The organism is Streptomyces sp. NPDC050806, from assembly GCF_055586425.1.
Genome location: NZ_JBVJIF010000008.1, coordinates 132122 through 156690, shown reverse-complemented (window position 1 = coordinate 156690; position 24569 = coordinate 132122). Strand labels below are relative to the sequence as shown.

General features: G+C 72.7%; 20 protein-coding genes. 8 read left to right on the top strand and 12 right to left on the bottom strand.

Going from position 1 to position 24569, the window contains the following annotated elements:
• Window positions 1-87: 87 nt before the first annotated feature.
• From ACZ6WH_RS25440 to ACZ6WH_RS25405, 8 genes are all read right to left on the bottom strand, one after another.
• Complete coding sequence (locus tag ACZ6WH_RS25440; RefSeq protein WP_469730930.1) at window positions 88-2118, bottom strand: NADH-quinone oxidoreductase subunit 5 family protein; 2031 nt, start codon at window positions 2116-2118, stop codon at window positions 88-90.
• Window positions 2115-2489, bottom strand: coding sequence for an NADH-quinone oxidoreductase subunit NuoK (nuoK, locus tag ACZ6WH_RS25435; protein ID WP_469730927.1), 375 nt, complete (start codon window positions 2487-2489; stop codon window positions 2115-2117). The genes ACZ6WH_RS25440 and nuoK overlap by 4 nt, the downstream gene beginning before the upstream one ends.
• A complete protein-coding gene (locus ACZ6WH_RS25430; protein WP_432856108.1) occupies window positions 2489-3103 on the bottom strand; it encodes an NADH-quinone oxidoreductase subunit J family protein in 615 nt (204 codons plus the stop codon). Before ACZ6WH_RS25430 ends, nuoK begins: the two co-directional genes overlap by 1 nt.
• Window positions 3100-3645, bottom strand: coding sequence for a NuoI/complex I 23 kDa subunit family protein (locus ACZ6WH_RS25425; RefSeq protein ID WP_432864462.1), 546 nt, complete (start codon window positions 3643-3645; stop codon window positions 3100-3102). Before ACZ6WH_RS25425 ends, ACZ6WH_RS25430 begins: the two co-directional genes overlap by 4 nt.
• 108 nt (window positions 3646-3753) lie before the next feature.
• Entirely contained in the window at window positions 3754-4719 is a 966-nt protein-coding gene (locus ACZ6WH_RS25420; protein WP_469730924.1) for a complex I subunit 1/NuoH family protein, read from the bottom strand.
• The gene (locus ACZ6WH_RS25415; protein WP_469730922.1) at window positions 4716-6179 is read right to left on the bottom strand and encodes an NADH-quinone oxidoreductase subunit C; all 1464 of its coding nucleotides are present in this window, start codon (window positions 6177-6179) and stop codon (window positions 4716-4718) included. Before ACZ6WH_RS25415 ends, ACZ6WH_RS25420 begins: the two co-directional genes overlap by 4 nt.
• Complete coding sequence (locus ACZ6WH_RS25410) at window positions 6176-6922, bottom strand: NADH-quinone oxidoreductase subunit B (protein ID WP_469730920.1); 747 nt, start codon at window positions 6920-6922, stop codon at window positions 6176-6178. The genes ACZ6WH_RS25415 and ACZ6WH_RS25410 overlap by 4 nt, the downstream gene beginning before the upstream one ends.
• The gene (locus tag ACZ6WH_RS25405; protein WP_052864802.1) at window positions 6913-7314 is read right to left on the bottom strand and encodes an NADH-quinone oxidoreductase subunit A; all 402 of its coding nucleotides are present in this window, start codon (window positions 7312-7314) and stop codon (window positions 6913-6915) included. The genes ACZ6WH_RS25410 and ACZ6WH_RS25405 overlap by 10 nt, the downstream gene beginning before the upstream one ends.
• Before the next feature lie 241 nt (window positions 7315-7555).
• Between ACZ6WH_RS25405 and ACZ6WH_RS25400 the strand changes: the two genes are divergently transcribed.
• The 6 genes from ACZ6WH_RS25400 to rarD all read left to right on the top strand — a co-directional run bounded on the left by ACZ6WH_RS25400 (window position 7556) and on the right by rarD (window position 15900).
• A complete protein-coding gene (locus ACZ6WH_RS25400) occupies window positions 7556-8749 on the top strand; it encodes a sensor histidine kinase (RefSeq protein ID WP_469730917.1) in 1194 nt (397 codons plus the stop codon).
• A 177-nt stretch (window positions 8750-8926) separates the two neighbouring features.
• A complete protein-coding gene (locus ACZ6WH_RS25395) occupies window positions 8927-10264 on the top strand; it encodes a sensor histidine kinase (protein WP_469730915.1) in 1338 nt (445 codons plus the stop codon).
• 257 nt (window positions 10265-10521) lie between these two features.
• On the top strand, window positions 10522-11181 hold the full coding sequence (locus ACZ6WH_RS25390; protein WP_432864465.1) for a LuxR C-terminal-related transcriptional regulator: 660 nt from the start codon (window positions 10522-10524) through the stop codon (window positions 11179-11181).
• 332 nt (window positions 11182-11513) lie between these two features.
• The gene (locus tag ACZ6WH_RS25385; RefSeq protein WP_469730913.1) at window positions 11514-13484 is read left to right on the top strand and encodes a 2-oxoacid:acceptor oxidoreductase subunit alpha; all 1971 of its coding nucleotides are present in this window, start codon (window positions 11514-11516) and stop codon (window positions 13482-13484) included.
• Window positions 13477-14571 carry a 2-oxoacid:ferredoxin oxidoreductase subunit beta gene (locus ACZ6WH_RS25380; protein WP_432856129.1) on the top strand — a complete coding sequence of 365 codons (1095 nt, stop codon included), beginning with the start codon at window positions 13477-13479 and terminating at the stop codon, window positions 14569-14571. Before ACZ6WH_RS25385 ends, ACZ6WH_RS25380 begins: the two co-directional genes overlap by 8 nt.
• A 282-nt stretch (window positions 14572-14853) precedes the next feature.
• On the top strand, window positions 14854-15900 hold the full coding sequence (gene rarD, locus ACZ6WH_RS25375; protein ID WP_469730910.1) for an EamA family transporter RarD: 1047 nt from the start codon (window positions 14854-14856) through the stop codon (window positions 15898-15900).
• 172 nt (window positions 15901-16072) lie between these two features.
• Here rarD and ACZ6WH_RS25370 read toward each other — a convergent pair whose 3' ends face one another.
• The 4 genes from ACZ6WH_RS25370 to ACZ6WH_RS25355 all read right to left on the bottom strand — a co-directional run bounded on the left by ACZ6WH_RS25370 (window position 16073) and on the right by ACZ6WH_RS25355 (window position 20709).
• Window positions 16073-16999 (bottom strand): ABC transporter permease, encoded by a 927-nt coding sequence (locus ACZ6WH_RS25370; RefSeq protein WP_469730908.1) that lies wholly within the window; start codon window positions 16997-16999, stop codon window positions 16073-16075.
• Complete coding sequence (locus ACZ6WH_RS25365) at window positions 16986-18083, bottom strand: ABC transporter ATP-binding protein (protein ID WP_469730906.1); 1098 nt, start codon at window positions 18081-18083, stop codon at window positions 16986-16988. Before ACZ6WH_RS25365 ends, ACZ6WH_RS25370 begins: the two co-directional genes overlap by 14 nt.
• 154 nt (window positions 18084-18237) lie before the next feature.
• Window positions 18238-19494 (bottom strand): LolA family protein, encoded by a 1257-nt coding sequence (locus ACZ6WH_RS25360; RefSeq protein WP_469730905.1) that lies wholly within the window; start codon window positions 19492-19494, stop codon window positions 18238-18240.
• A gap of 201 nt (window positions 19495-19695) precedes the next feature.
• A complete protein-coding gene (locus tag ACZ6WH_RS25355) occupies window positions 19696-20709 on the bottom strand; it encodes a polyprenyl synthetase family protein (protein WP_469730902.1) in 1014 nt (337 codons plus the stop codon).
• Window positions 20710-20957: 248 nt separating this feature from the next.
• Between ACZ6WH_RS25355 and ACZ6WH_RS25350 the strand changes: the two genes are divergently transcribed.
• Together ACZ6WH_RS25350 and ACZ6WH_RS25345 are read left to right on the top strand one after the other, a co-directional pair.
• Window positions 20958-22430 carry a peptide MFS transporter gene (locus ACZ6WH_RS25350; protein ID WP_469730899.1) on the top strand — a complete coding sequence of 491 codons (1473 nt, stop codon included), beginning with the start codon at window positions 20958-20960 and terminating at the stop codon, window positions 22428-22430.
• Window positions 22431-22450: 20 nt separating this feature from the next.
• Window positions 22451-24448, top strand: coding sequence for a CocE/NonD family hydrolase (locus tag ACZ6WH_RS25345; RefSeq protein ID WP_469730897.1), 1998 nt, complete (start codon window positions 22451-22453; stop codon window positions 24446-24448).
• The last annotated feature ends 121 nt before the right edge of the window (window positions 24449-24569 follow it).

Here is a 24569-nt window from a genome sequence, read left to right as displayed (position 1 = left end):
AGGCCCTCCTCAGGGTTTCGGCTCCTGCGAGCCCGGACGGTGGCTGGGGGTGCGGGGGTCGTCCCCCGGGAGATTGCAGCATCAGTGTCAGGCTCCCGTGCCCGTAGCGACGAGGACGGCGGCGACGGCCAGCACGAGTGAGCCCGCGAGCAGCGCGCCGAGGTAGGTCTGCACGTTGCCGGTCTGCGCCCGGCGGACGGCCGTGCCCAGCCAGCGGGCTCCGGTGCCGGCGCCGTGCACGTACGTGTCGACGACCTCGCGGTCGAGGAAGCGGACGAGCCGGGCGGCGGCGCGTACGGGCCGGACGAAGAGGGCGGTGTAGACGGCGTCGAGGTGGAAGCCGCGGGTGGCGGGGGCGTGCAGCGGGCCGAGCAGGAGACGGCCCGGGTCTGCCGGGTCCGGGGCTCCGGCGTTGTCGCCGTACGCCGCGGCGTGCGTGGCGATGGCCTCTTCCTCGGAGACCGCGGGCGACGCGTCCGGGTCCACCGCGACCGCGCCGAGGGGCGCGCGGGCGGCGACCGCGGTCGTATGCCGCCAGGCGCCGTACATGATCAGCGCGCCGGCCAGCGCGAGGCCGGTGCCGAGGACGGAGGTGACCAGGGTCGGCGTCAGTTCGTTTCCGTCGAACCAGTCCGGGAGGACGGGCGCGGCGATGCCGAACGCGGCGGTGGGAAGGAAGAGCACCCACAGCACGGCGTTCATGACCAGCGGCTGCTTGCCGTGGTCGGGGGCCTCCTGGGGGCCGCGGCCGAAGAAGGCGAGCAGCCACAGGCGGGCCGCGTAGGCGGCGGTGAGGAGGGCGGTGACCAGACCGGCGACGAGGACGGTCCAGCCGGCGGCGGTGGGCACGGACCCGAGGTCGTGGGCTCCGCCGAACGCGAGGTGGGCCTCGCCGACGGCGGCGTGCTCCGCGGCGCCGAGGACGGCCTCCTTGGAGAAGAAGCCCGCGAAGGGCGGGATCGCGGCGAGCGCGAGCAGCGCCACGGTCACCGTCCAGAAGGCGTCGGGGATGCGCTTGGACAGGCCGCGCATCCGCGACATGGCGGCGAGCGAGTTGGTGCCGGCCGCGTGGATGATCACGCCGGCGCCGAGGAAGAGCAGCGCCTTGAAGGCGCCGTGCGAGAGGAGGTGGAAGACGGCCGCGCCGCGGTCGCCGACGGCCAGCGCGCCGGTCATGTAGCCGAGCTGGCCGACCGTGGAGTACGCCAGGACGCGCTTGATGTCGTCCTGGGCCAGGGCCGCGAGCGCCGAGCCGACCATGGTCACGGCGGCCATCACGGCGAGCACGACCAGCGCGGCGGCGGACGCCGCGAAGACCGGGAGGAGCCGGGCGATGAAGTAGACACCGGCCGCGACCATCGTGGCGGCGTGGATCAGCGCGGAGACCGGCGTGGGGCCGGCCATCGCGTCGGGCAGCCAGGTGTGCAGCGGGAACTGCGCGGACTTGCCCGCGACCCCGGCGAGCAGCAGCAGCGCGACCAGCGTCGGGTGGTGCAGCTCGCCGCCGGCGACGGCGTTCAGGATGCCGGTGATGCGGAAGGTGCCGGCGTCCGCGGCCAGCGCGAAGAGCCCGAAGAGGAAGGGGACGTCGCCGAGCTTGGTGACCAGGAAGGCCTTGAGGGAGGCGGACCGGGCGGCCTCGGTCTCCCAGTAGTGGCCGACGAGGAAGTACGAGCAGATGCCCATGATCTCCCAGCCGACCAGCAGCACCATCAGGTCGCCGGAGTAGACGACGAGCAGCATCGCGGAGGTGAAGAGGGAGACCAGCGCGGCGTAGGAGGCGTAGCGCGGGTCGTCGCGCAGATAGCCGGTGGAGTAGATGTGCACGCACGTGGCGACGGTGCCGACGAGCACCGCCACCAGGGCGGCGAAGCCGTCGATGTGCAGGGCCAGCTCGATGGGGACCGAGCCGGTCGGGGTCAGCTCCGTCGCGGCGTCGACGGCCGCTCCCCCGCCCTGCCGTACGGCCACGACGACGGCCAGCGCGGCCGCGGCGAGGGTCGGCAGGACGGCCAGCGGCCGCACGAAACCGGGCGCGCGCCGTCCCAGGAGGAGGCCGAAGGCGGCGCCGAGGAACGGCAGGAGGGGGACGAGGACGGCGGTGGTCGTGGTCGTCACGCGGCGGCCTCCGCCTGCTGGTCGGACGGGTGGTGCGCGCGCTCGTCCGTGCCGTCTCCGGTGGGGCGCTCGGCGAGGTCGGTGAGCCGGTCGACGTCGGAGCTGCCGCGGTTGCGGTACACGAGCAGGACGATCGCGAGGCCGATGCCGATCTCGGCGGCGGCGACGGCGATCGTGAAGAGGGTGAGCGCCTGGCCGGCGTGCAGGGCGTCGCGCAGCCAGACGTCGAAGGCGACGAGGTTGAGGTTGACGGCGTTGAGCATCAGCTCGACGGACATCAGGACCAGGATCGCGTTGCGCCGGGCGAGGACGCCGTAGAGGCCGACGCAGAAGAGGAGGACGGCGAGGACGGCGGGGTAGGCGAGATGCATCAGCGCTGTCCCTCTCGGCGTGCGGAGTCGGGCACGGTGCCCGCGGCGGCGCCCGGTACGGACCGGCCGTCCGGCGTGTCCGCCCCGTCCTTGCGGGACAGGACGATCGCGCCGACGAGGGCGGCCAGCAGGAGCACGGACAGCGCCTCGAAGGGCAGCACCCAGTGCTGGAAGAGGCTGCGCCCGGAGACCTCGGTGGAGCCCTGGACGGCATCGAGGTCGATCCAGGACGCCCGGAAGGCGTCGACGACGACCCAGACGAGGACCGCGGCGGAGGCCACGGCCACCAGGAGCGCGGCCCAGCGGTTGCCGGAGTCGGCGTCCGGGGACCGGCCGATGGGCGCCCTGGTCAGCATCAGTCCGAAGAGGAGGAGGACGACCACGGAACCGACGTAGATGAGCACCTGTACCCACGCGATGAACTCCGCGGTGAGCAGGAGGTACTCCACGGCGATCCCGCCGAGGGCGACCACCAGCCACAGGGCGGCGTGCACCAGCTGCTTGGTGGTGACGGTGACCACGGCCGCGCCGAGCGTGACCAGGCCGACGAGGAGGAACGCGATCTCCACGCCGCTGGGCGTCAGGAAGCCGTGGCTTGCGGCGGCGAGCGTCACGCTTCCTCCCCCTCGGCCGGGCCGGACCCGCCGGCCTGCTCGGCGGCCTGCCGGGCCTCCTCGGCCTCCTTGGCCTGCTGGGCGGCCAGCTTGTCGGCGGCCTTCTGCGCGGCGGTGATCTCCTTGGGCTGCTCAGCGCCCGGGTCGAGCGCGGGCGGCTCGGGCACCGTCCACATCCACTCGCGCAGCTTGTCGCGCTCGTGGGTCAGTTCGTGGATGTCGGTCTCGGCGTACTCGAACTCCGGCGACCAGAAGAGGGCGTCGAACGGACACACCTCGATGCAGATCCCGCAGTACATGCACAGCGAGAAGTCGATGGCGAAGCGGTCGAGCACGTTACGGCTGCGCTCGCGGCCCCCGGGGGCGGCCGGCGGCACGGTCTCCTTGTGGGAGTCGATGTAGATGCACCAGTCCGGGCACTCACGGGCGCACAGCATGCAGACCGTGCAGTTCTCCTCGAACAGCCCGATGACACCACGGGTACGGGGCGCCAGCTCGGGCTGGACGTCCGGATACTGCTCGGTGACCGTGCGCCTGGTCATCGTGCGGAGGGTGACGGCCAGCCCTTTGGCGAGGCCGGAACCGGGGAACGAACGGGGCCGCCCGGAGGGCGTCGTTGAGGGGTGGTGGTCGGGCGACGGGCGGGACATTTAGGAGGTCACCACCTTGATGACGCCGGTGAGGGCGATCTGGGCGAGAGCGAGCGGGATGAGGCAGGTCCAGGCGAGCTTCTGCAGCTGGTCCTCGCGCAGGCGCGGATAGCTGACCCGGAGCCAGATGACGCCGAAGGCCAGGACGACGGTCTTCAGCAGCATCCAGAGCCAGCCGAGTCCGTCGGCGCCGAAGGGACCGTGCCAGCCGCCCAGGAAGAGGACCGCGGTCAGCGCGCAGAGCACGACGATGCCGGCGTACTCCGCGAGCAGGAAGAGCGCGAAGCGGAGACCGGTGTACTCGGTGTACGCGCCGAAGATGATCTCCGAGTCGGCCACCGGCATGTCGAACGGCGGGCGCTGCAGCTCCGCGAGCCCGGCCGTGAAGAACACCAGGCCGCCGACGATCTGCCACGGCACCCACCACCAGTGGAAGGCGTCGAGGATGCCGGGCAGCGACAGCGTGCCCGCGGCCATCGCGACGGACGCGGCGGCGAGCAGCATCGGCAGCTCGTACGCCAGCAGCTGCGCGGCCGTACGGAGACCGCCGAGCAGCGAGAACTTGTTCGCCGACGCCCAGCCCGCCATGAGGGAGCCGAGGACGCCGACGCCCATCACCGCGAGCACGAAGAAGACGCCCGCGTCGAGCGCCTGTCCGACCGCGTTGCCCGGGCCGACCGGGATGGCGATCAGCACGAGGAGGTACGGCAGCAGGGCGACGGCCGGCGCGAGCTGGAAGATCCTGCGGTCGGCGCCCGTCGGGACGATGTCTTCCTTCTGCGCGAACTTCACGCCGTCGGCGACCAGCTGCGCCCAGCCGTGGAAGCCGCCGGCGTACATCGGGCCGAGACGGCCCTGCATGTGCGCCATGACCTTGTGTTCGGTCTGCCCGATGACCAGCGGGAAGACGAGGAAGACCACGAAGACGGCGAGCACGCGGAGCACGATCGCGAGCGTGTCACTCATGCGGTGCCGCCTCCAGTCTCGTCGTCGGTGCGGGTGGCGCCGTGGGCGCCTTCGGGCCGGGCGGTGCCTTCGGGTGCGTCGGCCGGCGCGTCCTCGGAAGCGCCGCCCTCGTCCTCGGGGGCGTCCTTCTTGGGGGCCTCCTCAGGGGCCTCTTCGGAGGCCGCCTTTGCGGGCTGTGCCTCGGGGGACTCCGCCTTGGAGGGTTCGGTCCCCGAGGGTTCCGCCCCGGAGGGCTCGGCCCCGGAGGCCTTCGCCTCGAACGCGGGACGCGCATGGTGCCACGGTGCGTCCGAGGAGCGCGGAGCAGTCCGCGGGGCGGACGCCGCCGCACCGGTCTCGGGCGCACCGGCCTCAGGCGTACGGGCCTCCGGCGTACGGGCCTCAGGCGTACGGGCCGGGTCGGCCGCCGCTTCCTTGGCGGCCTCGGCGGCCTTCGGGGCCTCCGTGTCCTTCGGCGGCTCGACGCCCTTGGACTCGGGCTTCTCGGTGGCCGCCGCGGCCTGCTGACTCGCCGAACCGGCGCTCGCGCTGCGCGTCCGGCGGGCCGGACGCTCGCCGGCCGCACCGGCCGCCGCCTCCCGGCCCGCGCCGGCCGCCCGGCCGGCCCCGGCACGCCCCACGGCACCGGCACCGCCGGCCGCTCGGGCGCCGCGGGCGGCACCGCGTGCCGGACGGGCCGGAGCGGGCGGCAGCTGGCCCTTGAGCGGGCCCCACTCGTTCGGGTCGGGGACGCCCGGCGGCAGCATCTGGCGGCGCTTGGGGCCGCCGTGCTCGGACTCGCCGGGCTCCTTGGCACCCGGCCACGCCTTGGCGACCCGCGCGGCGAGCACGAAGTCCTTGCGCAGCGGGTGGCCTTCGAAGTTCTCGGGCAGCAGCAGCGGCGTGAGGCCCGGGTGGCCGGCGAACTCCACGCCGAACATCTCGTGCGTCTCACGCTCGTGCCAGCCGGCGCCGGCGTACACGTCGATCGCCGTGGGCAGTACGGCCTTCTCGTGCGGCACAGTCGTCCGTACGAGGAGCCGCCGGGCCCCGCCGGGGCGGGACACGTCGGCGACGTGCGCGCAGACGCGGAAGCCGGTGCCCGGCTCGTCGACTGCGCTCAGCCAGTCGAAGTACGTGCAGCCCAGGGCGTCCCGGGCGGCGGTCAGCGCGTCGGTCCAGGCGGTTGCCGGTACGTCGACGGTGAGCAGGCCGTACGCCTCCTCGGCCGTGGCACCGGCACCGAAGATCTGCTCGGCCGACTCCGGCAGCCATCCCACGGGAGGGGCGGGAGGAGCGGGCGGGGCCTCGGCGGTCCCGTCGCCCTCGGGCGCTTCGGCGGACGCCCCTTCGGGGGCCGCGCCCGTCGCCTTCTCAGGTGCGGTGTCCTTCGCCTTCTCGGGGGCCGTGCCCGACGCACCCTCAGGTGCCGCGCCCGTCGGCTCCTCGGGCGTGCCCGGCTCTGGCGGCTGGGCCGTCATCGGGTGTCCTCCCCGGTCTGCTCGGACGGCGGCTGCTCGGTGGTCTGTCGCCCGGCGTCCGGCTGCCCGGCATCCGGCTGTTCGGCCGACGGCCGGCCCGTCGCGGCGGGCGGCGCCGGCGGGGCGACCAGGCCGCTGCGCAGCGCCTCGGTGGACGCCCGGCCGGCGCGCTTGCCCGCCTTGACGGCCTTGCCGCCGTGGCCGTAGCGCTCGCCCAGCGACTCGCGGGCGATCTTCTCCTGGAGCTTGAGGATGCCCTGGAGCAGCGCTTCGGGGCGCGGCGGGCAGCCCGGTACGTAGACGTCCACCGGGATGATCTGGTCGACGCCCTTGGTGACGGAGTACGAGTCCCAGTACGGGCCGCCGCAGTTGGAGCAGGCCCCGAAGGAGATCACGTACTTCGGCTCGGGCATCTGCTCGTACAGCCGCTTCACCGCGGGCGCCATCTTGTCCGTGACCGTGCCGGACACGACCATCAGGTCGGCCTGGCGCGGGCCGGGCGCGAACGGGATCACGCCGAGCCGGATGAAGTCGTGGCGCGCCATGGAGGCGGCGATGAACTCGATCGCGCAGCAGGCGAGCCCGAAGTTGAAGACCCACAGGCTGTAGCGGCGGCCCCAGTTCAGGACCACCTTCATCGGTTCGGGGGCCAGGCGGGCCAGCGGGCCGAGGCGGCGCGGCTCGGGCAGGAGCTCGGGGCCCGGCGAGGCTCCGTTGGCCGCGGAGGCGGGGGTCACGTCCATTCCAGGACGCCCTTCTTCCATGCGTAGAGCAGGCCGACGGCGAGGAAGCCGAGGAAGATGAACATCTCCACCAGCGTGATGCCGCCGAAGCCAGGGGCGGCGTAGACCGTCGCCCAGGGGAAAAGGAAGATCGAGTCGACGGCGAAGATGACGTACAGGAACGCGTAGACGTAGTAGCGGACCTGGGTGTGCGCCCAGCCCTCCCCCACGGGGTCCACGCCGCACTCGTACGTGAGCAGCTTCTCGGGTGTGGGCACCACTGGACGCATCAGCCGGCCCGCCCCGAAGGCCACGGCCACGAAGAGCACACCGATCACGGCGATGAGCCCGACGGCCGAATAGCCCTGGAAGTAGTCCGCGGCGCTGATGGTGCGTACGGTCGTGTCCGGCACGTCCGCCCCTCGCTCCCTGACTGCTCGTGTGCAGCGGGCCGCCTTCACGCCCCGTAGGCGCCCGGCCACCCCTCTGCAACCGCTTTCGCCGAACTTTTTCGACGATCTGTACGCACGGGAGTCTAGGCCCTGCGCGGCTCCGGACGAGCAGTCCCATCTGCGGGAAGGTGGGGATATCCCCACTTCGCCCCACCTATCCACCCCATGGCACCGGGCCGCGCGTCCCGGCAAGCTGACCGGCATGACGGTGACCTCCGACCCGGGCACACGCGCCGATGCCGGCCCCGACGACGGCGTGGCCCCGGCCCCGCCCCCGCCCCGCGCGGCCCTGAGCGCGGCCACCTGGCGGGAGATCGCGCATCTGCTGTGCAACCTGCCGGTGGCCGTGGTGGCCTTCGGGCTGCTGGTCGGCTGCCTCGTGGCGAGCCTGGGGCTGTCGGTCACGGTCATCGGGCTGCCGCTGCTCGCACTGGTCCTGCTGGGCTGCCGGCAGTACGGGAGGCTGGAGCGGGCCAGGGCCCGCGTGCTCCTCGGGGTGCGCGTCGACCGGCCGAGCCCGCCGCTCGTCCGGGAGCCGGGCTTCTTCCCCTGGCTGTGGGCGCATCTGAAGGACCCGGTCGGCTGGCGGCACGCGCTGCACGCCTTCGTGCGGCTGCCCTGGGGCGTCCTCACCTTCACGCTGACCTTCGTGTCGCTGTTCGTGGCCTGGCCGGCGCTGCCGTGGCTGGCGCGCTGGCTGTCGAACGTGGACCGGGCGCTGGTACGGGGGCTGCTGTCGCCCTCCGACGAGCTGGAGCGGCGGATCGCGGAGCTGGAGTCGGGGCGGGGCACGGTCGTGGACACCGCGGCGGCCGATCTGCGGCGCATCGAACGCGACCTGCACGACGGCGCGCAGGCCCGCCTCGTGGCGCTGGCCATGGGCCTCGGGCTGGCCAAGGAGAAGCTGCTGGAGGACCCGGACGCGGCGGCCCGCATGGTGGACGAGGCGCACGGCGAGGTGAAGCTGGCCCTTCAGGAGCTGCGCGACCTGGCCCGCGGCATCCACCCGGCGATCCTCACCGACCGCGGCATCGGACCGGCCCTGTCGGCGCTCGCGGCGCGCTGCACGGTGCCGGTCACCGTCACGGTGGACATCGGGGCGCGGCCCGCGCCGGCCATCGAGGGCATCGCGTACTTCACCGTCTCCGAACTGCTGCAGAACGTCTCCAAGCACGCGGCCGCGCGCAGCGCCTCCGTGGAGGTGTGGCGGTCCGGGGACCGGCTGCTGCTCCAGGTGCGCGACGACGGGCGCGGCGGGGCGCGGCTGGACGCGGGCAGCGGGCTGGCCGGCCTGGCCGACCGGCTCGGCTCGGTGGACGGGCTGTTCGTCCTCGACTCGCCGGCGGGCGGGCCGACGCAGGTCACGGCCGAACTGCCGTGGCGCAGCGCGCCCTGACGACCGCTGCCGCGCGGGGTGGGGAAAACCCGAGGTTCAAGACGCCGACCGGCTCCATGTCCCCTGCGGTCCGGAACGGACAAGGTGGACGTACGCCACCACCGAAGCGCCCGCCACCCGGCATCCGAGGGCGACCACAAGCGCCGCACACCGGCAGAACGGACGGGACGAGACACCATGGACACCGCATACGGCCCGACACCCCGGGCACCGCACGCCCCCGAAGGGCGCGGCACGGGCCGCATCCCCTTCGTACTGCGCGCGCCCTTCTCCGGCCGTACCTGGCGGGAGTTCCTGCACCTGCTGCTCGGTCTGCCGATCGCCGTCGTGATGTTCAGCTACGCGGTCACGATGTTCTCGCTCGGCGCGGGGCTGCTGGTCACCTTCCTCGGGATACCGGTGCTGGCCGCCGGCCTCGCCGGCTGCCGCGGTCTCGGCGCCGTGGAGCGGGTACGGGCGCGGGCCCTGCTCGGGCTGGACGTCCGCGCCCCGGAGCCCGTGCGGACCGCCCGGCCGGGTCTCATGAGTTGGGTGGGCGGCGTCCTCAAGAGCGGGGTGTCCTGGCGGCACTTCCTCTACTGCCTGCTGCACTTCCCGTGGGCCGTCTTCGCGTTCTCCGTCTCGGTGACGCTGTGGTCGGCCGGCTGGGGCCTCCTCACGTACCCGCTGTGGCGCTGGACCTTCCCGATGTACCTCGGCCAGGACGGCCTCCAGCTCTACGGCGACGGGACGCACGGCAGCTATCTGGACACCCCCGGCGAGATGGCCGTGACCAGCGCCGCCGGCCTGTTGCTGGTGCTGGCGTGGGGCGGCGCGGTGCGCGGCCTGAGCCAGGTGGACCGGCTGCTGGTGCACGGACTGCTCGGCCCCTCGCGGCTGGCCGACCGGGTCACGGAGCTGGAGTCGGACCGTACAGCGGTGTCCGATACCGCGGCGGCCGACCTGCGGCGCATCGAACGCGACCTGCACGACGGGGCGCAGGCCCGCCTCGTGGCGCTGGCCATGGACCTGGGGCTGGCCAAGGAGAAGCTCCAGGAGGACCCGGACGCGGCGGCCCGCATGGTGGACGAGGCGCACGGCGAGGTGAAGATCGCGCTCCAGGAGCTGCGCGACCTGGCCCGCGGCATCCACCCGGCGATCCTCACCGACCGCGGCCTGGGCCCCGCGCTCTCGGCGCTCGCCGCGCGCTGCACCGTGCCGGTGGAGGTGAGCGTGGACCTGACGGCGCGCCCCGCCGCTGCGATCGAGGGCATCGCGTACTTCACCGTCTCCGAACTGCTGCAGAACGTCTCCAAGCACGCGGCCGCGGACAGCGCGTCGGTCGACGTGTGGCGGGCCGAGGACCGGCTGATGGTGCTGGTGTCCGACGACGGCCGGGGCGGCGCGCACACCGGATCGGGCAGCGGTCTGGCGGGGCTGGCCGAGCGGCTGGACGCGGTGGACGGACTGCTGGTCGTCGACTCGCCGACGGGCGGGCCGACGGCGGTCACGGCGGAGCTGCCCTGGCGCGACTGACACCGGGGGGAATCGGCCGGCCGGGGCGGGTGGCGCTTCGCGCGGCGGAGGGGGAACACCTGCCTCCGCCGTTCGGCGTACCGCGCCCGCGGGCCGGTGATCGTACGGCTTTTCGCCCGCCGGCGCGGCCGTCCACAACCGGCCATTCCGAGTTATCCACAACCCGCACGGTGATCCGACGCGTGCGTCCGAATCCTGGGATGCTGAAAAGCGTCGAACCAGAACGGGGTGGGGGAGCCGAGATCGTGGAGAACAGCGTGCGGGTGGTCATCGCCGAGGACTCGGTGCTGCTGAGAGAAGGGCTGACGCGGCTGCTGACGGACCGGGGGCACGAGGTCGTCGCGGGTGTGGGGGACGCCGAGGCGTTGATCAAGGTCATCGGGGAGCTGGCGGACGGCGGGGAGGCGCCGGATGTGGTCGTCGCGGACGTCCGTATGCCACCGACACATACGGACGAGGGGGTGCGCGCCGCGATCCGGCTCCGTCGGGACCACCCCGACCTGGGAGTACTGGTGCTGTCGCAGTACGTGGAGGAGCAGTACGCGACGGAGCTGCTGGCCGGTTCGAGCCGGGGCATCGGCTATCTGCTCAAGGACCGGGTAGCAGAAGTGCGTGAGTTCGTCGACGCGGTGGTGCGGGTGGCGGAGGGCGGCACGGCCCTCGACCCCGAGGTCGTCGCCCAGTTGCTGGGCCGCAGCCGTAAGCAGGACGTACTGGCCGGTCTCACGCCGCGGGAGCGTGAGGTGCTGGGACTGATGGCCGAGGGCCGGACGAACTCCGCGATAGCCCGGCAGCTGGTGGTGAGCGACGGCGCGGTGGAGAAGCACGTCAGCAACATCTTCCTCAAACTTGGCCTGGCCCCGAGTGACGGGGATCACCGCCGTGTGCTTGCGGTACTCACCTACCTCAATTCCTGATCGCCTGACACCCTGTCAGTCAATGGCGCCGGTGCGGGGGGCGTCACTCCGGCACGGAGTACGGAGCGCTGAACCAGCGTTGAAGCACGGAGCGTCTACAGAAGAAGCCGCGGGGGGCGGATAATTCATGACGAAGTACGACAGAGCGGCACCTCGCTCGCGCGTCCACGATGCGAGCACGGCGTCTCATTTTCACGTCCACCATGTGATCGCCTCCAGGAAGGCGACCCTTACAGACGTACGATGGCCGTGGGACGACAGGTCCGCACGATGCGTCCCGGATGCCCTGCCCACGGCGGGGACACCCAAGGCCCCGAGGGAGGTCCGAAGCAGTGACCAGCCAGGTCAGTAGCCCAGCCGACAAGACCGACGGTGCACTCGCGGGGGAACGGCCGCACACCCCCGCGACGGAGAACGGCGCCGGCAAGGAGGTCCGCCGGCTGGACCGGGTCATCATCCGGTTCGCGGGCGACTCCGGTGACGGCATGCAGCTCACGGGTGACCGGTTCACCTCCGAGACGGCCTCGTTCGGCAACGACCTGTCCACGCTGCCGAACTTCCCCGCCGAGATCCGTGCCCCCGCCGGCACGCTGCCCGGCGTCTCCAGCTTCCAGCTGCACTTCGCCGACCACGACATCCTCACGCCGGGTGACGCGCCGAACGTCCTGGTCGCGATGAACCCCGCGGCGCTGAAGGCCAACCTCGCGGACGTGCCGCGCGGCGCGGACATCATCGTGAACACCGACGAGTTCACCAAGCGCCCGATGGCGAAGGTCGGTTACACCACCAACCCGCTGGAGGACGGCTCGCTGGAGGCGTGGAACGTCCACCCGGTGCCGCTCACGACGCTGACCATCGAGGCCCTCAAGGACTTCGGTCTCTCCCGGAAGGAGGCCGAGCGCTCCAAGAACATGTTCGCGCTCGGCCTGCTGTCGTGGATGTACCACCGCCCGACGGAGAGCACCGAGGCGTTCCTGCGGCAGAAGTTCGCCAAGAAGCCGGAGATCGCGGAGGCCAACGTCACCGCGTTCCGGGCGGGCTGGAACTTCGGTGAGACCACGGAGGACTTCGCGGTCTCCTACGAGGTCGCGCCCGCGACGAAGGCGTTCCCGACGGGTACGTACCGGAACATCTCCGGCAACCTCGCGCTGTCCTACGGCCTGGTCGCCGCGGGTCGCCAGGCGGACCTGCCCGTCTACCTCGGCTCGTACCCGATCACCCCGGCCTCCGACATCCTGCACGAGCTGTCCAAGCACAAGAACTTCGGTGTGCGGACGTTCCAGGCGGAGGACGAGATCGCGGGCATCGGCGCGGCGCTGGGCGCGGCGTTCGGCGGCGCGCTCGCCGTGACGACCACCTCGGGCCCGGGCGTGGCGCTGAAGTCGGAGACGATCGGCCTGGCCGTCTCCCTGGAACTGCCGCTGCTGATCGTGGACATCCAGCGCGGCGGACCGTCGACGGGCCTGCCGACCAAGACCGAGCAGGCCGACCTGCTCCAGGCGATGTACGGGCGCAACGGCGAGGCGCCGGTGCCGATCGTGGCGCCGCGCACCCCGGCGGACTGCTTCGACGCGACCCTGGACGCGGCCCGTATCGCACTGACGTACCGCACGCCGGTCTTCCTGCTCTCCGACGGCTACCTGGCCAACGGCTCCGAGCCGTGGCGCATCCCGGAGGTCGACGAACTGCCCGATCTGCGCGTGCAGTTCGCCACCTCGGCCAACCACGAGCTGGCGGACGGCACCGAGGTCTTCTGGCCGTACAAGCGCGACCCGCAGACCATGGCCCGCCCGTGGGCGGTGCCCGGTACGCCGGGCCTGGAGCACCGCATCGGCGGCATCGAGAAGCAGGACGGCACGGGCAACATCTCCTACGACCCGGCCAACCACGACTTCATGGTCCGTACCCGGCAGGCCAAGGTCGACGGCATCGAGGTGCCCGACCTGGAGGTCGACGACCCCTCGGGCACCGCCGACACCCTGGTCATCGGCTGGGGTTCGACGTACGGGCCGATCACCGCGGCCGTGCGCCGGGTGCGCCGCGCCGGCGGTGAGATCGCCCAGGCCCATCTGCGGCACCTCAACCCCTTCCCGGGGAATCTCGGTGCGGTGCTGGGGCGTTACGACAAGGTGGTCGTCCCCGAGATGAACCTGGGCCAGCTCGCGACGCTGCTGCGGGCCAAGTTCCTCGTGGACGCCCAGTCGCACACCCAGGTGAGCGGGATGCCGTTCAAGGCGGAGCAGCTCGCCGCCCACCTCCAAGAGGTAATGAAGCAGGGCCCGAAGGAGGCCATCAATGACTGAGACGATCGCGGAGGGTGCGTCGCAGATCGAGGCGCTTTCCCTGGTGCCCAAGGCCGAGGCCAAGCAGTCCATGAAGGACTTCAAGTCCGATCAGGAAGTGCGCTGGTGCCCCGGCTGCGGCGACTACGCCATCCTCGCCGCCGTGCAGGGCTTCATGCCCGAGCTCGGCCTGGCGAAGGAGAACATCGTCTTCGTCTCCGGCATCGGCTGTTCCTCCCGCTTCCCGTACTACATGAACACCTACGGGGTGCACTCCATCCACGGGCGTGCCCCGGCCATCGCCACGGGCCTCGCCTCGTCCCGGCGCGACCTGTCGGTGTGGGTGGTCACCGGTGACGGCGACGCGCTCTCCATCGGCGGCAACCACCTCATCCACGCCCTGCGGCGGAACGTCAACCTCAAGATCCTGCTGTTCAACAACCGGATCTACGGGCTGACCAAGGGGCAGTACTCGCCCACCTCCGAGGTCGGCAAGATCACCAAGTCGACGCCGATGGGGTCGCTGGACGCGCCCTTCAACCCGATCTCGCTGGCGATCGGCGCCGAGGCGTCCTTCGTGGCGCGCACCGTCGACTCCGACCGCAAGCACCTCACCTCGGTGCTCCGCCAGGCCGCGGAACATCCGGGCACGGCGCTGGTGGAGATCTACCAGAACTGCAACATCTTCAACGACGGCGCGTTCGAGGCGCTCAAGGACAAGGAGCAGGCGCAGGAGGCCGTGATCCGGCTGGAGCACGGGCAGCCGATCCGGTTCGGCGCCCCCGCCGAGGACGGCCTGGGCTCCAAGGGCGTCGTGCGCGACCCGGCCACGGGCGACCTGCGGGTCGTCGACGTCACCCAGGAGGGCACCGCGGGCGTGCTGGTGCACGACGCGCACAACCCCTCCCCCACCACGGCCTTCGCCCTCTCCCGACTCGCCGACGCGGACACCCTGCACCACACGCCCATCGGCGTGCTGCGCAGCGTGGACCGGCCCGTCTACGACACGGAGATGAGCGACCAGCTGGACGCCGCCATAGAGCAGAAGGGCAAGGGCGACCTCGCCACCCTGCTCGCCGGCAACGACACCTGGACGGTCGTCGGCTGACGCCCTGCGGGGCGGCCACGGCCGCCGCGTTCTCCCGGCTGCCCGGGACCGGTTCGCGTACCGGTCCCGGGCAGTCGCGCGTGTGGCCTGCCCCCCCGCTGGTCCCCGTCGGCCCCCGGCGGCCTCCGGCAGGGGCCTCTCACCCACTGATCCCCGGCGACCCCTGCCCGGATCCGGATCTGTAACTACCGTATTTGAGATACGGGAATGACAGGCGGGGCGAGCGGCGCTACCTTTCGGAGTGCCGCGCCGTACCGCGTCCGCCCCGCCCAGGAGGAACCCTTGCCCGCTCAGTCCGACCAGCGCACCGGCCTGGTCTACGGCTTCGTCGCGTACGGCCTGTGGGGCTTCCTCCCCCTCTACTGGCACCTGCTGTCCGCCGCCTCCGCCACCGAGATCCTGGCCAGCCGGATGGCCTGGTCGCTGCCGGTGGCCCTCGTCATGCTGGCCGCGCTGCGCCGCTGGTCGTGGATACGCCCGCTGCTGCGGGAGCCGAAGCGGCTCGGCCTGATCGTGATCGCGGCCGCCGTCATCTCGGTCAACTGGTACCTCTACATCTGGGCGGTCAACACCGGCCACGTGCTGGAGGCGTCCCTCGGCTACTTCATCAACCCGCTGGTCAGCATCGCCTTCGGCGTGCTCTTCCTGCGCGAGCGGCTGCGCCCGCTGCAGTGGACCGCGGTGGGCGTCGGCACGCTGGCGGTATTGATCATGGCCATCGCGTACGGCCGGGTGCCGTGGATCGCGCTCGCGCTCGCGTTCTCCTTCGCCACGTACAGCCTGGTGAAGAAGGGGATCAAGCTCGGCGGCATCGAGGGGTTCAGCACGGAGACGGTGATCCAGTTCCTGCCCGCGCTGGCCTGCCTCGTGCTGCTCGGCGTGCGCGGCGAGTCCGGCCTCGTCAACGGCGGTATCGGCCAGGCCGCGCTGCTCGCGGGCAGCGGCCTCGCCACCGCGCTGCCGCTGATCGCCTTCGGCATGGCCGCGGTCCGGCTGCCGCTGTCGGTGCTCGGCATGCTCCAGTACCTCGCGCCGACCTTCCAGTTCGTGCTGGGCCTCACCGTCTTCCACGAGACGATGCCGCCCGAGCGCTGGGCGGGCTTCGCCCTGGTGTGGCTGGCCCTGGCCGTCCTGACCTGGGACGCGCTGCGCACGGCCCGCTCGTCCCGGGCCGCGCTGGCCGCCGCCCGCGCCTCGGCCGCCGAAGCGGTGGCGGAGGGCGCCGGCCCGGAGGCCGTGGCGGAGGCGGTCGGCACCGCCGCCGAGCCGACCACCACGTCGGCAGCCGGATCGACCGCCGAGCCGACGCCGTCGCCCGCCAAGCCATGACCGGCCGGGGGCCGGGAGCTCCGGGGGCCGCGATCTCACGACTCGGCCGGCTCCGAACCGGCCACGACGCCGTCCCCCGTCAAGCCGTGACCGGCCGAAGCCGGGAGACGGGAGCCGGGCCCCGCGCCCTCGCGCCCCGGCCCGCTCCGATCCCCGCACCGCACGCCGCCCCTCAGGCCGTCACGTCCCGCGTGGTGAAGCGGGCCCACGCCGCCGTGCCGAAGACCAGTACGTAGACCGCCTGGAGGCCCAGGTTGGTGCGGATGTCGTCCCAGTAGACCGGGTCGCGCAGCAGGTCGGCGAAGCTCAGCCAGTAGTGCGGGAAGAGGTAGGGCTGTACGGGCGCCAGCTGGGGGATGGTGTCCAGGATCTGCGCGGTGACCACCAGCCCCACCGTCGTCGCCATCGCCGCGATCCCGCTCCCGGTGAGCGTGGAGACGAACAGGCCCAGTGCCGCCACCCCGGTCAGCGACAGCGCGACCGTGCCCGCGACGGCGAGCGCCCGCAGCAGGCCCTCGGCGAACGGCACGGCCGTACCGGACAGCAGCGTGACCTCGCCCAGCGGGAACAGCAGCGCGCCGACGGCCAGCGCGGAGGCCGCCACCACCAGGGTCGCGGCCAGCGAGAACACCAGCGCGGTGACGTACTTGACGAGCAGCAGGCGGGTCCGCCCGGCCGGCGCGACCAGCAGGTACCGCAGCGTCCCGGCGCCCGCCTCGCCCGCGACCGCGTCCCCGGCGACCACCGCCAGCGCCATCGGCAGGAACACCGGGAGCGTGGCCGCGAGCGAGGTGAAGACCAGGAAGAGGCCGTTGTTGGTCACCAGCGAGATGAAGGCCGGGCCACCCCGCCCGCCGTCCGCGGTCTGGACCCGTACCGCGATCCCGACCAGGACCGGTACGCAGGCCAGTACGGCGAGCAGCATGAGCGTGCGGCGCCGCCGGAACGTCGTACCGAGCTCGTTGCGCAGCAGGCCGAGCGACCACAGGGCGCGTGGCGTGCGTACGCCCGGCGCGCCCGGTTCCCCGTCCGCCGCCCGGTCCGGCATCCGCGCCTGGCCCCGCCCCTTCCCCCGCACCGCCGTGTCAGTCCGCGACATCGAAGCCCTCCCCCGTCAGTGCCACGAAGACGTCCTCCAGTGAGGCGCGTTCGGTCCCGAAGCCGCGGACGCGTACCCCGGCCGCGACGAGCGCGGCGTTCAGTTCGGCCGGATCCGGCTCCTCCCCGCCCGGCCCCGGCGGCAGCTCACCCGTCACCCGGTCCCCGGTGACCACGAGGTCGGCGAGGCCCTGCTCCTTGAGGACCCGTACGGCGTCCGCGGTGTCCGGGGTGGTGACGGCCAGCCGGCCGCGCGCTCCGGCCGCGAGTCCGGCGACCGTGCCCTGGGTGATCAGCCGGCCGCGGGACATCACCGCGGCGTGCGTACAGACCTGCTCGATCTCGTCCAGGAGGTGGGAGGAGAGGAAGACGGTCGTGCCGTCGGCGGCCAGTTCGCGCACCAGGCCGCGGATCTCGCGCATGCCCTGCGGGTCCAGGCCGTTGGTCGGCTCGTCCAGGATCAGCAGGTCGCGGGGCTGGAGCAGGGCGGCGGCGAGCCCGAGCCGCTGCTTCATGCCGAGCGAGTACGCGCGGGCCCGCTTGCCGGCAGCGGCGGCCAGGCCGACCCGTTCCAGGGCCGCGGCCACTCGCGCCTGCCGGGTGCGGGGGTCGGCGGTCGCATCGGCGGCGTCGTACCGCAGCAGGTTGGCCCGGCCGGTGAGGAAGCCGTAGAGGGCCGGGCCCTCGATGAGCGCGCCGACCCTGGGCAGCACCCGCCGCGCGGCCGCGGGCATCGGCTCGCCGAGCAGCCGGGCGCTGCCCTCTGTCGGCCGGATGAGCCCCATCAGCATGCGGATGGTGGTGGTCTTGCCGGAGCCGTTGGGGCCGAGGAAGCCGAAGATGCTGCCGGGCGGCACGGACAGGTCGAGCCCCTCGACGGCCGGCCGGCCGCTCCCGTACGTCTTGGTCAGCCCGCGCGTCTCGATGACGGGCGGACAAGCGGCGCCGCCCGCCGGTTCCCGGCCGCCCTCCGGGTCCCAGCCGGCCTCCCGCTCCGTGCCGCTCTCCCGCTCCGTGCCGGCCTCCGGAGCCGCTCCACGGTCCCCGTTCGCTCCACGGTCCCCGTCCGACGACGGTGGCGCCATGCGCTCCCCCACTGTGAGCCGGGCCGAAGGGCGCTGCCGCGCAGAAGCGCGGGCCGCGCCCTCCGGCCGTCCGCCGGGACCACCGGGTGGTGGCCGAGTACCGCCACCGCGGTCACTCCACCGCGGTCACTTCACCGCAGTCGCTCCACCGCGGTCACTTCGCCGCGTTCGCCGCCTTGACCAGGGTCTGCCGGTCGACGGCGCCGACGTACACCGTGCCGTCGTCCGTCATCAGGGCGTTCACCAGACGGGTGCTGAAGACGTGACCGGAGCCGAACGAGCCGGTCACCTTCTCACCCATCGAGTCCAGGAACTTGGCGGCGTCGCCGGCCGCGCCCGGCTTGCCCCCGGGGGCCGCCTTCTCGCCCTGGCCCTTGCCGCCGCCGTCGATCTTCGCGATCGCGGTCCAGCCGTGGCCGATGACGTCCATGCCGCCGGAGTCCCGGCCGCCCGCCTCGCCCAGGCCGTGCGGCAGGCCGCCGGGCAGCTTGTTCGGGAGGTCATCGGCCTTGCGGTCGTGCTGCGTACGGACCTCGTCGCCGTCGATGACCTTCGCGTCCTTGGGCGGCTTGAACGCGAACGTGCCCGCCTCCGGCTCGGCGAAGTCCACGGAGGTGAAGCCCGCCTCGACGACCGGTGCGCCGCCGCTCTTCGGGGCCAGCGTGAAGCGCAGCGGTACGCCGTTCTGCGCGTCCACCGCGACGCGGATCGAGCCGACGGTCGAGCCGGACTGCTTGGGCTTGATCAGCAGCTGGTAGGCGTCCCGGCCGGCGACCTTGGCGGTGCCGTCGACGGTGACCGACGTGGTGTCACCGGCCGCCGCGAGCGCCTGCTCTGCGAGCTTCTGCGGGGTCATGTCCCCCATCGACCGCGGCGCCGCCTGCTTCTCGGCCTTCGGGCCGGTGGCGCGGAAGGCGGTGTTGCTGCCGCTGTCGTACGCCCATACCTTGTCGCCGTTGCGGACCAGGCTGTACTCGGCGGCCTTGTCGAGGAGCGACACCCGCTGCCGGTCGGCGCCGTCGGCGGCCACCCGCAGCGTGTGCGTGCCGGAGGCCAGCTCCATCAGCTTGTCCTTGGGGGCGGCGGCTCCGCCGTCCTTGTCCCCTCCCGCGCCGCCGAACGCACCGGCGCTCATCCCTCCGGGCAGCTCCGGCAGGCCGAGGTCGGTGCTGATCTTTACCGTGCCGGACAGCTGCTGTACGTCCGACGCCGCTGCCTTGGCGATGAGGTCCTGAGCGGATATCTCCGGCAGGTCGGGGGAGCCGGCGAACGCCGGGACCAGCCCGATCGTCGCTGCCGCCACCCCCGCCACCGCGACCGGAACGCCGTAGCGGACGACCTTGCTCCGTCGCGGCCGGTCCCCTCCGTCGTCCCATTCGCCGGTGATCCGTGTCGGTTCGTTCCGTGGCATGTGCTCTACCTCCGTCGTAGGCGGCGGTCCCGTCCCGATGCACTCGTCCACACCTCGGGCTCATTGTGGCCCGCTCCGCCGTGGCGTGGTGGTGTCAATGCCACCAAATCCGCCAGCACAAAGCGTCAGCCCCGGGTCTGGAACGGTGTACTGCTGAAGGATGAGACCGCCCCTGAGAAGAGGGGAAGCCGGCGGCGGGGCTCAGCCCGCCCGGTGCACCACCGCGTCGCACAGCTCCTGGAGCGCCGTCTTGGCCGGGCACTCCGGCAGCGGCACCAGCGTCGCGCGGGCCTCCTGCGCGTACCGGACGGTGTCGCGGCGGGCCTGCTCCAGGGCGGGGTGGGCGCGCAGTCCGGCCAGCGCCTCGGCGTGCCGGGCGTCGTCGGTGAGGTCCTGCTCCAGGAGGTCGGCCAGCGCGCGGTCGGCGTCGGTCGCGCGGTCCGAAGCGGCGAGCGCCCGGAGGTGCAGGACCGGCAGCGTCGGGATGCCTTCGCGCAGGTCGGTGCCGGGGGTCTTGCCGGACTCGTGGGAGTCGCTGGCGATGTCCAGCACGTCGTCGGCGAGCTGGAAGGCGGTGCCCAGCCGCTCGCCGTACTGCGTGAGGATGTTGACCGTGGACTCCTCGGACCCGGCCATCATCGCGCCGAAGCGGCAGGCGACGGCGATCAGCGAACCGGTCTTGCCGGCGAGGACGTCGAGGTAGTGGTCGACCGGGTCGCGGCCGTCGCGCGGGCCGGCGGTCTCCAGGATCTGGCCGGTCACCAGCCGTTCGAACGCCTCGGCCTGGATGCGGACCGCCTCCGGGCCCAGGTCCGCCAGCATGTGCGAGGCGCGGGCGAAGAGGAAGTCGCCGGTGAGGACCGCGACGGAGTTGTCCCAGCGGGCGTTGGCGCTGGGCACACCGCGGCGCACGGTGGCCTCGTCCATGACGTCGTCGTGGTACAGCGTCGCGAGGTGCGTCAGCTCCACGACCACGGCCGAGGGCACCACGCCCGGGGCGTGCGGGTCGCCGAACTGCGCGGCGAGCATTCCCAGCAGCGGCCGGAAGCGCTTGCCACCTGCGCGGACGAGATGCTGCGCGGCATCGGTGATGAACGGCACGTCGCTCTTGGTGGCCTCCAGCAGGCCCTCCTCGACAGCCGCCAACCCGGCCTGGACATCGGCCTCAAGAGCCTGGTCCCGCACGCTCAGCCCGAAGGGCCCGACGACGGTCACGAGGGTTACTCCTGTCTGCTGACGATCAAACTGATTGTCGATCTGTCGCTGTCTCCACCATTGGCCAGCGTATCCGGTCCCAGTTCGATCACCGTGAGCGCCCGCCCGTCTCCATGGTCCCCGCGGCCGACGGGCCGCGCGGGCCCGGGCCCGGTATGTTCTTGATCACCCAAGGTCATGGGTTTTGCACTCGGAGGAACGGAGAGCAGAAGCAAGTTAATCGCCCGCCAGCCCCAGGAGCCACACCCGTGTCCGGACCACCGCACCCTCGCGACGACCGTTCGTTCCTCGGCCACCCACGAGGCCTGCTGACCCTCTCGGGCCTGGAGGTCTGGGAGCGGTTCTCCTTCCTCGGCATGCAGGCCATCCTGGTCCTGTACTTCGCCGACACGGTCGCGCACGGCGGACTGGGCATGGCGGAGAACACCGCCGCGTCGGTCACCGCCGCCTACGGCACCCTGGTCTACCTCGTCTCGGTCGCCGGCGGCTGGCTCGCGGACCGGATGCTCGGCTCGTACCGCGCGGTCCTGTGGGGCGGCGTCCTCATCGCCTGCGGCCACTACTCCATGGCGGTGCCCACGGCCGCCATGACCTGGGTGGGCCTGGGACTGATCATCGCCGGTACGGGGCTGCTGAAGCCGAACGTCTCGACCATGGTCGGCAAGCTCTACGCCACCGAGGACGAGCGCCGGGACGCCGGCTTCGCGCTGTACTACATGGGCATCAACATCGGTGCCTTCCTCGCCCCGCTGATCATCGGCTGGCTGGGCCAGAAGCAGGGCTGGCACTGGGGCTTCTCGGCCGCCGCGGTCGGCATGACGCTGGGCCTGATCCAGTACATCGCGGGCCGCAAGGGGCTCGCCGGCCGCAAGCACAGCGCGGAGTTCGCCCTCCCGCAGTCGGCGATGCGCCGCGCGACCTGGCTGATCGCCGGCGGCTGCGTACTGGTCGCCGCCGTCGCCACGGGCCTGGCCCTGGCCGGCTGGCTCACCATGGACCGCACCGTGGACGTCCTGACGGTGATCTCCGTGCTCGCGCCCGTCGCCTATTTCGTGGTGATGTTCCGCAGCCCCCGGGTCAGCGCCGAGGAGCGCGGCCGGCTCCGCCCCTACCTGGTGCTCTTCGCCGCCTCCGTCGTCTTCAACTTCGTCCTCTTCCAGTCGTACTCGACGATGACGCTGCTGGCGGCGAACCATGCCGACACCGCGATCCTCGGCTGGGAGTTCCCCTCCACCTGGTACAACTCGGTGCTCGGCGGCGCCGAGGTGCTGCTCGCGCCGGTCGTCGCGGCCGTCTGGGTCAAGCTCGGCAGGCGCCAGCCGCACGCCTCGCACAAGATCGCCTACGGGGTGATCCTGGGCGGCCTGTCCTTCCTCGTCATGGTGCCCGCCACGCACGGGCGCACCGGCGACTGGACGATGGCCGCCTGGTGGATCCTGATCTCCTTCGTGCTGCTCGGCCTCGGCGACATCCTGCTGGAGACCACCGGCATGTCCGCGACGACCAAGCTCGCGCCCGCCGCCTTCGCCAGCCAGACGATGGCCCTGTGGTTCCTCTCGCTCGCCCTGGCCAACGGCATCCAGGCACAGGCCGTGAAGTTCTTCGGCGAGATCTCCGACGAGCTGTACTTCGGCCTCAACGGCGGCTTCGCGGTCGTCGTGGGCCTCGCGGTGATCGCCGCCGGCCCGTGGCTGCGCCGCACCATGCACCCCGTCCACTAACGCTCATTGGACCTGCCCCCATGCACATCCGGACCGACTTCCCGCACCGGACGTTCCAGGAGGACGTCCGCATCCCCCTCCCGGACGGCACCCAGCTCTACGCCCGTATCTGGCGCCCGTACGGCACGGAGCCCGTGCCGGCCCTCCTCGAATACCTGCCCTACCGGCTGAGCGACTGGACCGCGCCGCGCGACGCGCAGCGCCACCCCTACTACGCGGGCCACGGCTACGCCTCCGTCCGCGTGGACGTCCGCGGGCACGGCAACTCCGAGGGCATGCCGACCGACGAGTACTCCGAGACCGAGCTGGCCGACGGCATCGCCGTCATCGAGTGGCTGGCCGCACAGCCCTGGTGCTCCGGCAAGGTCGGCATGTTCGGCATCTCCTGGGGCGGCTTCAACAGCCTCCAGCTCGCGGCCCGCGCGCCCGAGGCGCTGAAGGCGATCGTCACGGTCTGCTCGGCGGACGACCGCTTCGACAACGACGTGCACTACATCGGCGGCTCGCTGCTCGCCGTCGACATGCACGCCTGGGCCGCCACGATGCTCGCCTTCGTCTCCCGGCCGCCGGACCCCGCGCAGGTCGGCGACGGCTGGCGCAAGCAGTGGACCGACCGCCTCGAAGCGGTCGATCCCTTCCTCCACACCTGGCTGGGCCACCAGTCCCGGGACGCGTACTGGCAGCACGGCAGCGCCTGCGAGGACTACTCCGCGATCAAGGCGGCGGTGCTCGCCGTCGGCGGCTGGCACGACCCGTACCGCGACACCGTGCTGCGGCTGATCGAACGCCTCGACGCGCCCGTACGCGGTCTCATCGGGCCCTGGTCGCACCAGTACCCGGACCGCGGCCTGCCGCCGGGCCCCGCGATCGGCTTCCTCCAGGAGACCCTGCGCTGGTGGGACCACTGGCTCAAGGGCGAGGACACCGGCGTCGAGGACGACCCGCTGCTGCGTTCCTGGATCAGCGAGTCGCACCCGCCGGCCACCGTCTACGACGAGCTGCCCGGCCGCTGGGTCGCCGACCCCGCCTGGCCCTCCCCGCACATCACGCCGACGGCGCACACGCTGCCCGGCGACCGGCCGCTGCTGGTCCGCTCGCCCCAGCACACCGGCGTCGACGCGGGCCGCTACTTCCCGTTCGGCAACGACGCGGACCTGCCGCCGGACCAGCGCGAGGAGGACGGCCGCTCGGTCTGCTTCGACCTGCCGGAGCTGACCGAGCGGGTGGAGATCCTGGGCCGCCCCCGGATCACCCTGCGCCTGACGTCCGAGGTGCCGCGCGGCCAGGTCATCGCCCGCATCTGCGACGTGGCGCCCGACGGCTCCTCGACGCTGGTCACCCGCGGGGTGCTCAACCTGCTCACCCGGCACGGCCGGGACCGGGCCGTCGAGTGGATGCCGGGCACGACGGAGGACGTGACGTTCGAGCTGAACGGCATCGGGCACGCGTTCCCCGCCGGGCACCGGATCCGCGTCGCGCTCTCCTCCGCGTACTGGCCGTGGGTCTGGCCGCACGCGGGCAGCGAGGCCGGCTGGACGGTCGACCCGGCCGCCAGCTCCGTAGAACTGCCGGTCCGCACCCCGCGCGCCGACGAGCCGGAGATCACCTTCGAGCAGCCCGAGCAGTCCGAGCCGCTGGGCGTGGTCTTCCCCGGCGGCGGTGACCAGCGCCCCGAGCGCAAGGTGACCCGGGACGTCGCGGCCGGCACCTGGACGCTGGAGGTCGACCCCCGGTACGGCGGCACCCGGATCTACCCGGACGGACTGGAGTTCACCGAGGACGCGCTGGAGACGTACCGCATCGACAGCGCCGACCCGGAGAGCGCCACGACCCGCTCGGACTGGTCGATCCGCCTGCACCGCCCGGACCTGGGCTGGGACGCCCGCATCGAGACCCGCTCGGAGATCACCACGGCCGGCGGCGACTTCGTGACGGAGAACGAGGTCGTATGCCGGGACGGCGAGGAGGAAATCTTCCGCCGGAGCTGGCAGCGAAGGATTCCGCGTACGGCGGTGTGAGCCCGAAGAGCGGGCGGGGGGGGGGGGGGGCGTGTTTTCGCGATCCGGCCGCCGCGCCCCCGGGGGGGGGGGGGGGGGGGGCCCCCCACACCCGCGGGGCGGCCCCCCCCCCCCCCACCCC

Excerpts from the sequence above, each read along its gene's own strand:
- ACZ6WH_RS25410 (WP_469730920.1), bottom strand. The coding sequence starts at position 6,922 with ATGGACGTGACCCCCGCCTCCGCGGCCAACGGAGCCTCGCCGGGCCCC.
- ACZ6WH_RS25400 (WP_469730917.1), top strand. The coding sequence starts at position 7,556 with ATGACGGTGACCTCCGACCCGGGCACACGCGCCGATGCCGGCCCCGAC.
- ACZ6WH_RS25415 (WP_469730922.1), bottom strand. The coding sequence starts at position 6,179 with ATGACGGCCCAGCCGCCAGAGCCGGGCACGCCCGAGGAGCCGACGGGC.
- nuoK (WP_469730927.1), bottom strand. The coding sequence starts at position 2,489 with ATGCATCTCGCCTACCCCGCCGTCCTCGCCGTCCTCCTCTTCTGCGTC.
- ACZ6WH_RS25360 (WP_469730905.1), bottom strand. The coding sequence starts at position 19,494 with ATGCCACGGAACGAACCGACACGGATCACCGGCGAATGGGACGACGGA.
- ACZ6WH_RS25365 (WP_469730906.1), bottom strand. The coding sequence starts at position 18,083 with ATGGCGCCACCGTCGTCGGACGGGGACCGTGGAGCGAACGGGGACCGT.
- ACZ6WH_RS25370 (WP_469730908.1), bottom strand. The coding sequence starts at position 16,999 with ATGTCGCGGACTGACACGGCGGTGCGGGGGAAGGGGCGGGGCCAGGCG.
- ACZ6WH_RS25380 (WP_432856129.1), top strand. The coding sequence starts at position 13,477 with ATGACTGAGACGATCGCGGAGGGTGCGTCGCAGATCGAGGCGCTTTCC.
- ACZ6WH_RS25425 (WP_432864462.1), bottom strand. The coding sequence starts at position 3,645 with ATGACCAGGCGCACGGTCACCGAGCAGTATCCGGACGTCCAGCCCGAG.
- ACZ6WH_RS25420 (WP_469730924.1), bottom strand. The coding sequence starts at position 4,719 with ATGAGTGACACGCTCGCGATCGTGCTCCGCGTGCTCGCCGTCTTCGTG.
- ACZ6WH_RS25395 (WP_469730915.1), top strand. The coding sequence starts at position 8,927 with ATGGACACCGCATACGGCCCGACACCCCGGGCACCGCACGCCCCCGAA.
- ACZ6WH_RS25345 (WP_469730897.1), top strand. The coding sequence starts at position 22,451 with ATGCACATCCGGACCGACTTCCCGCACCGGACGTTCCAGGAGGACGTC.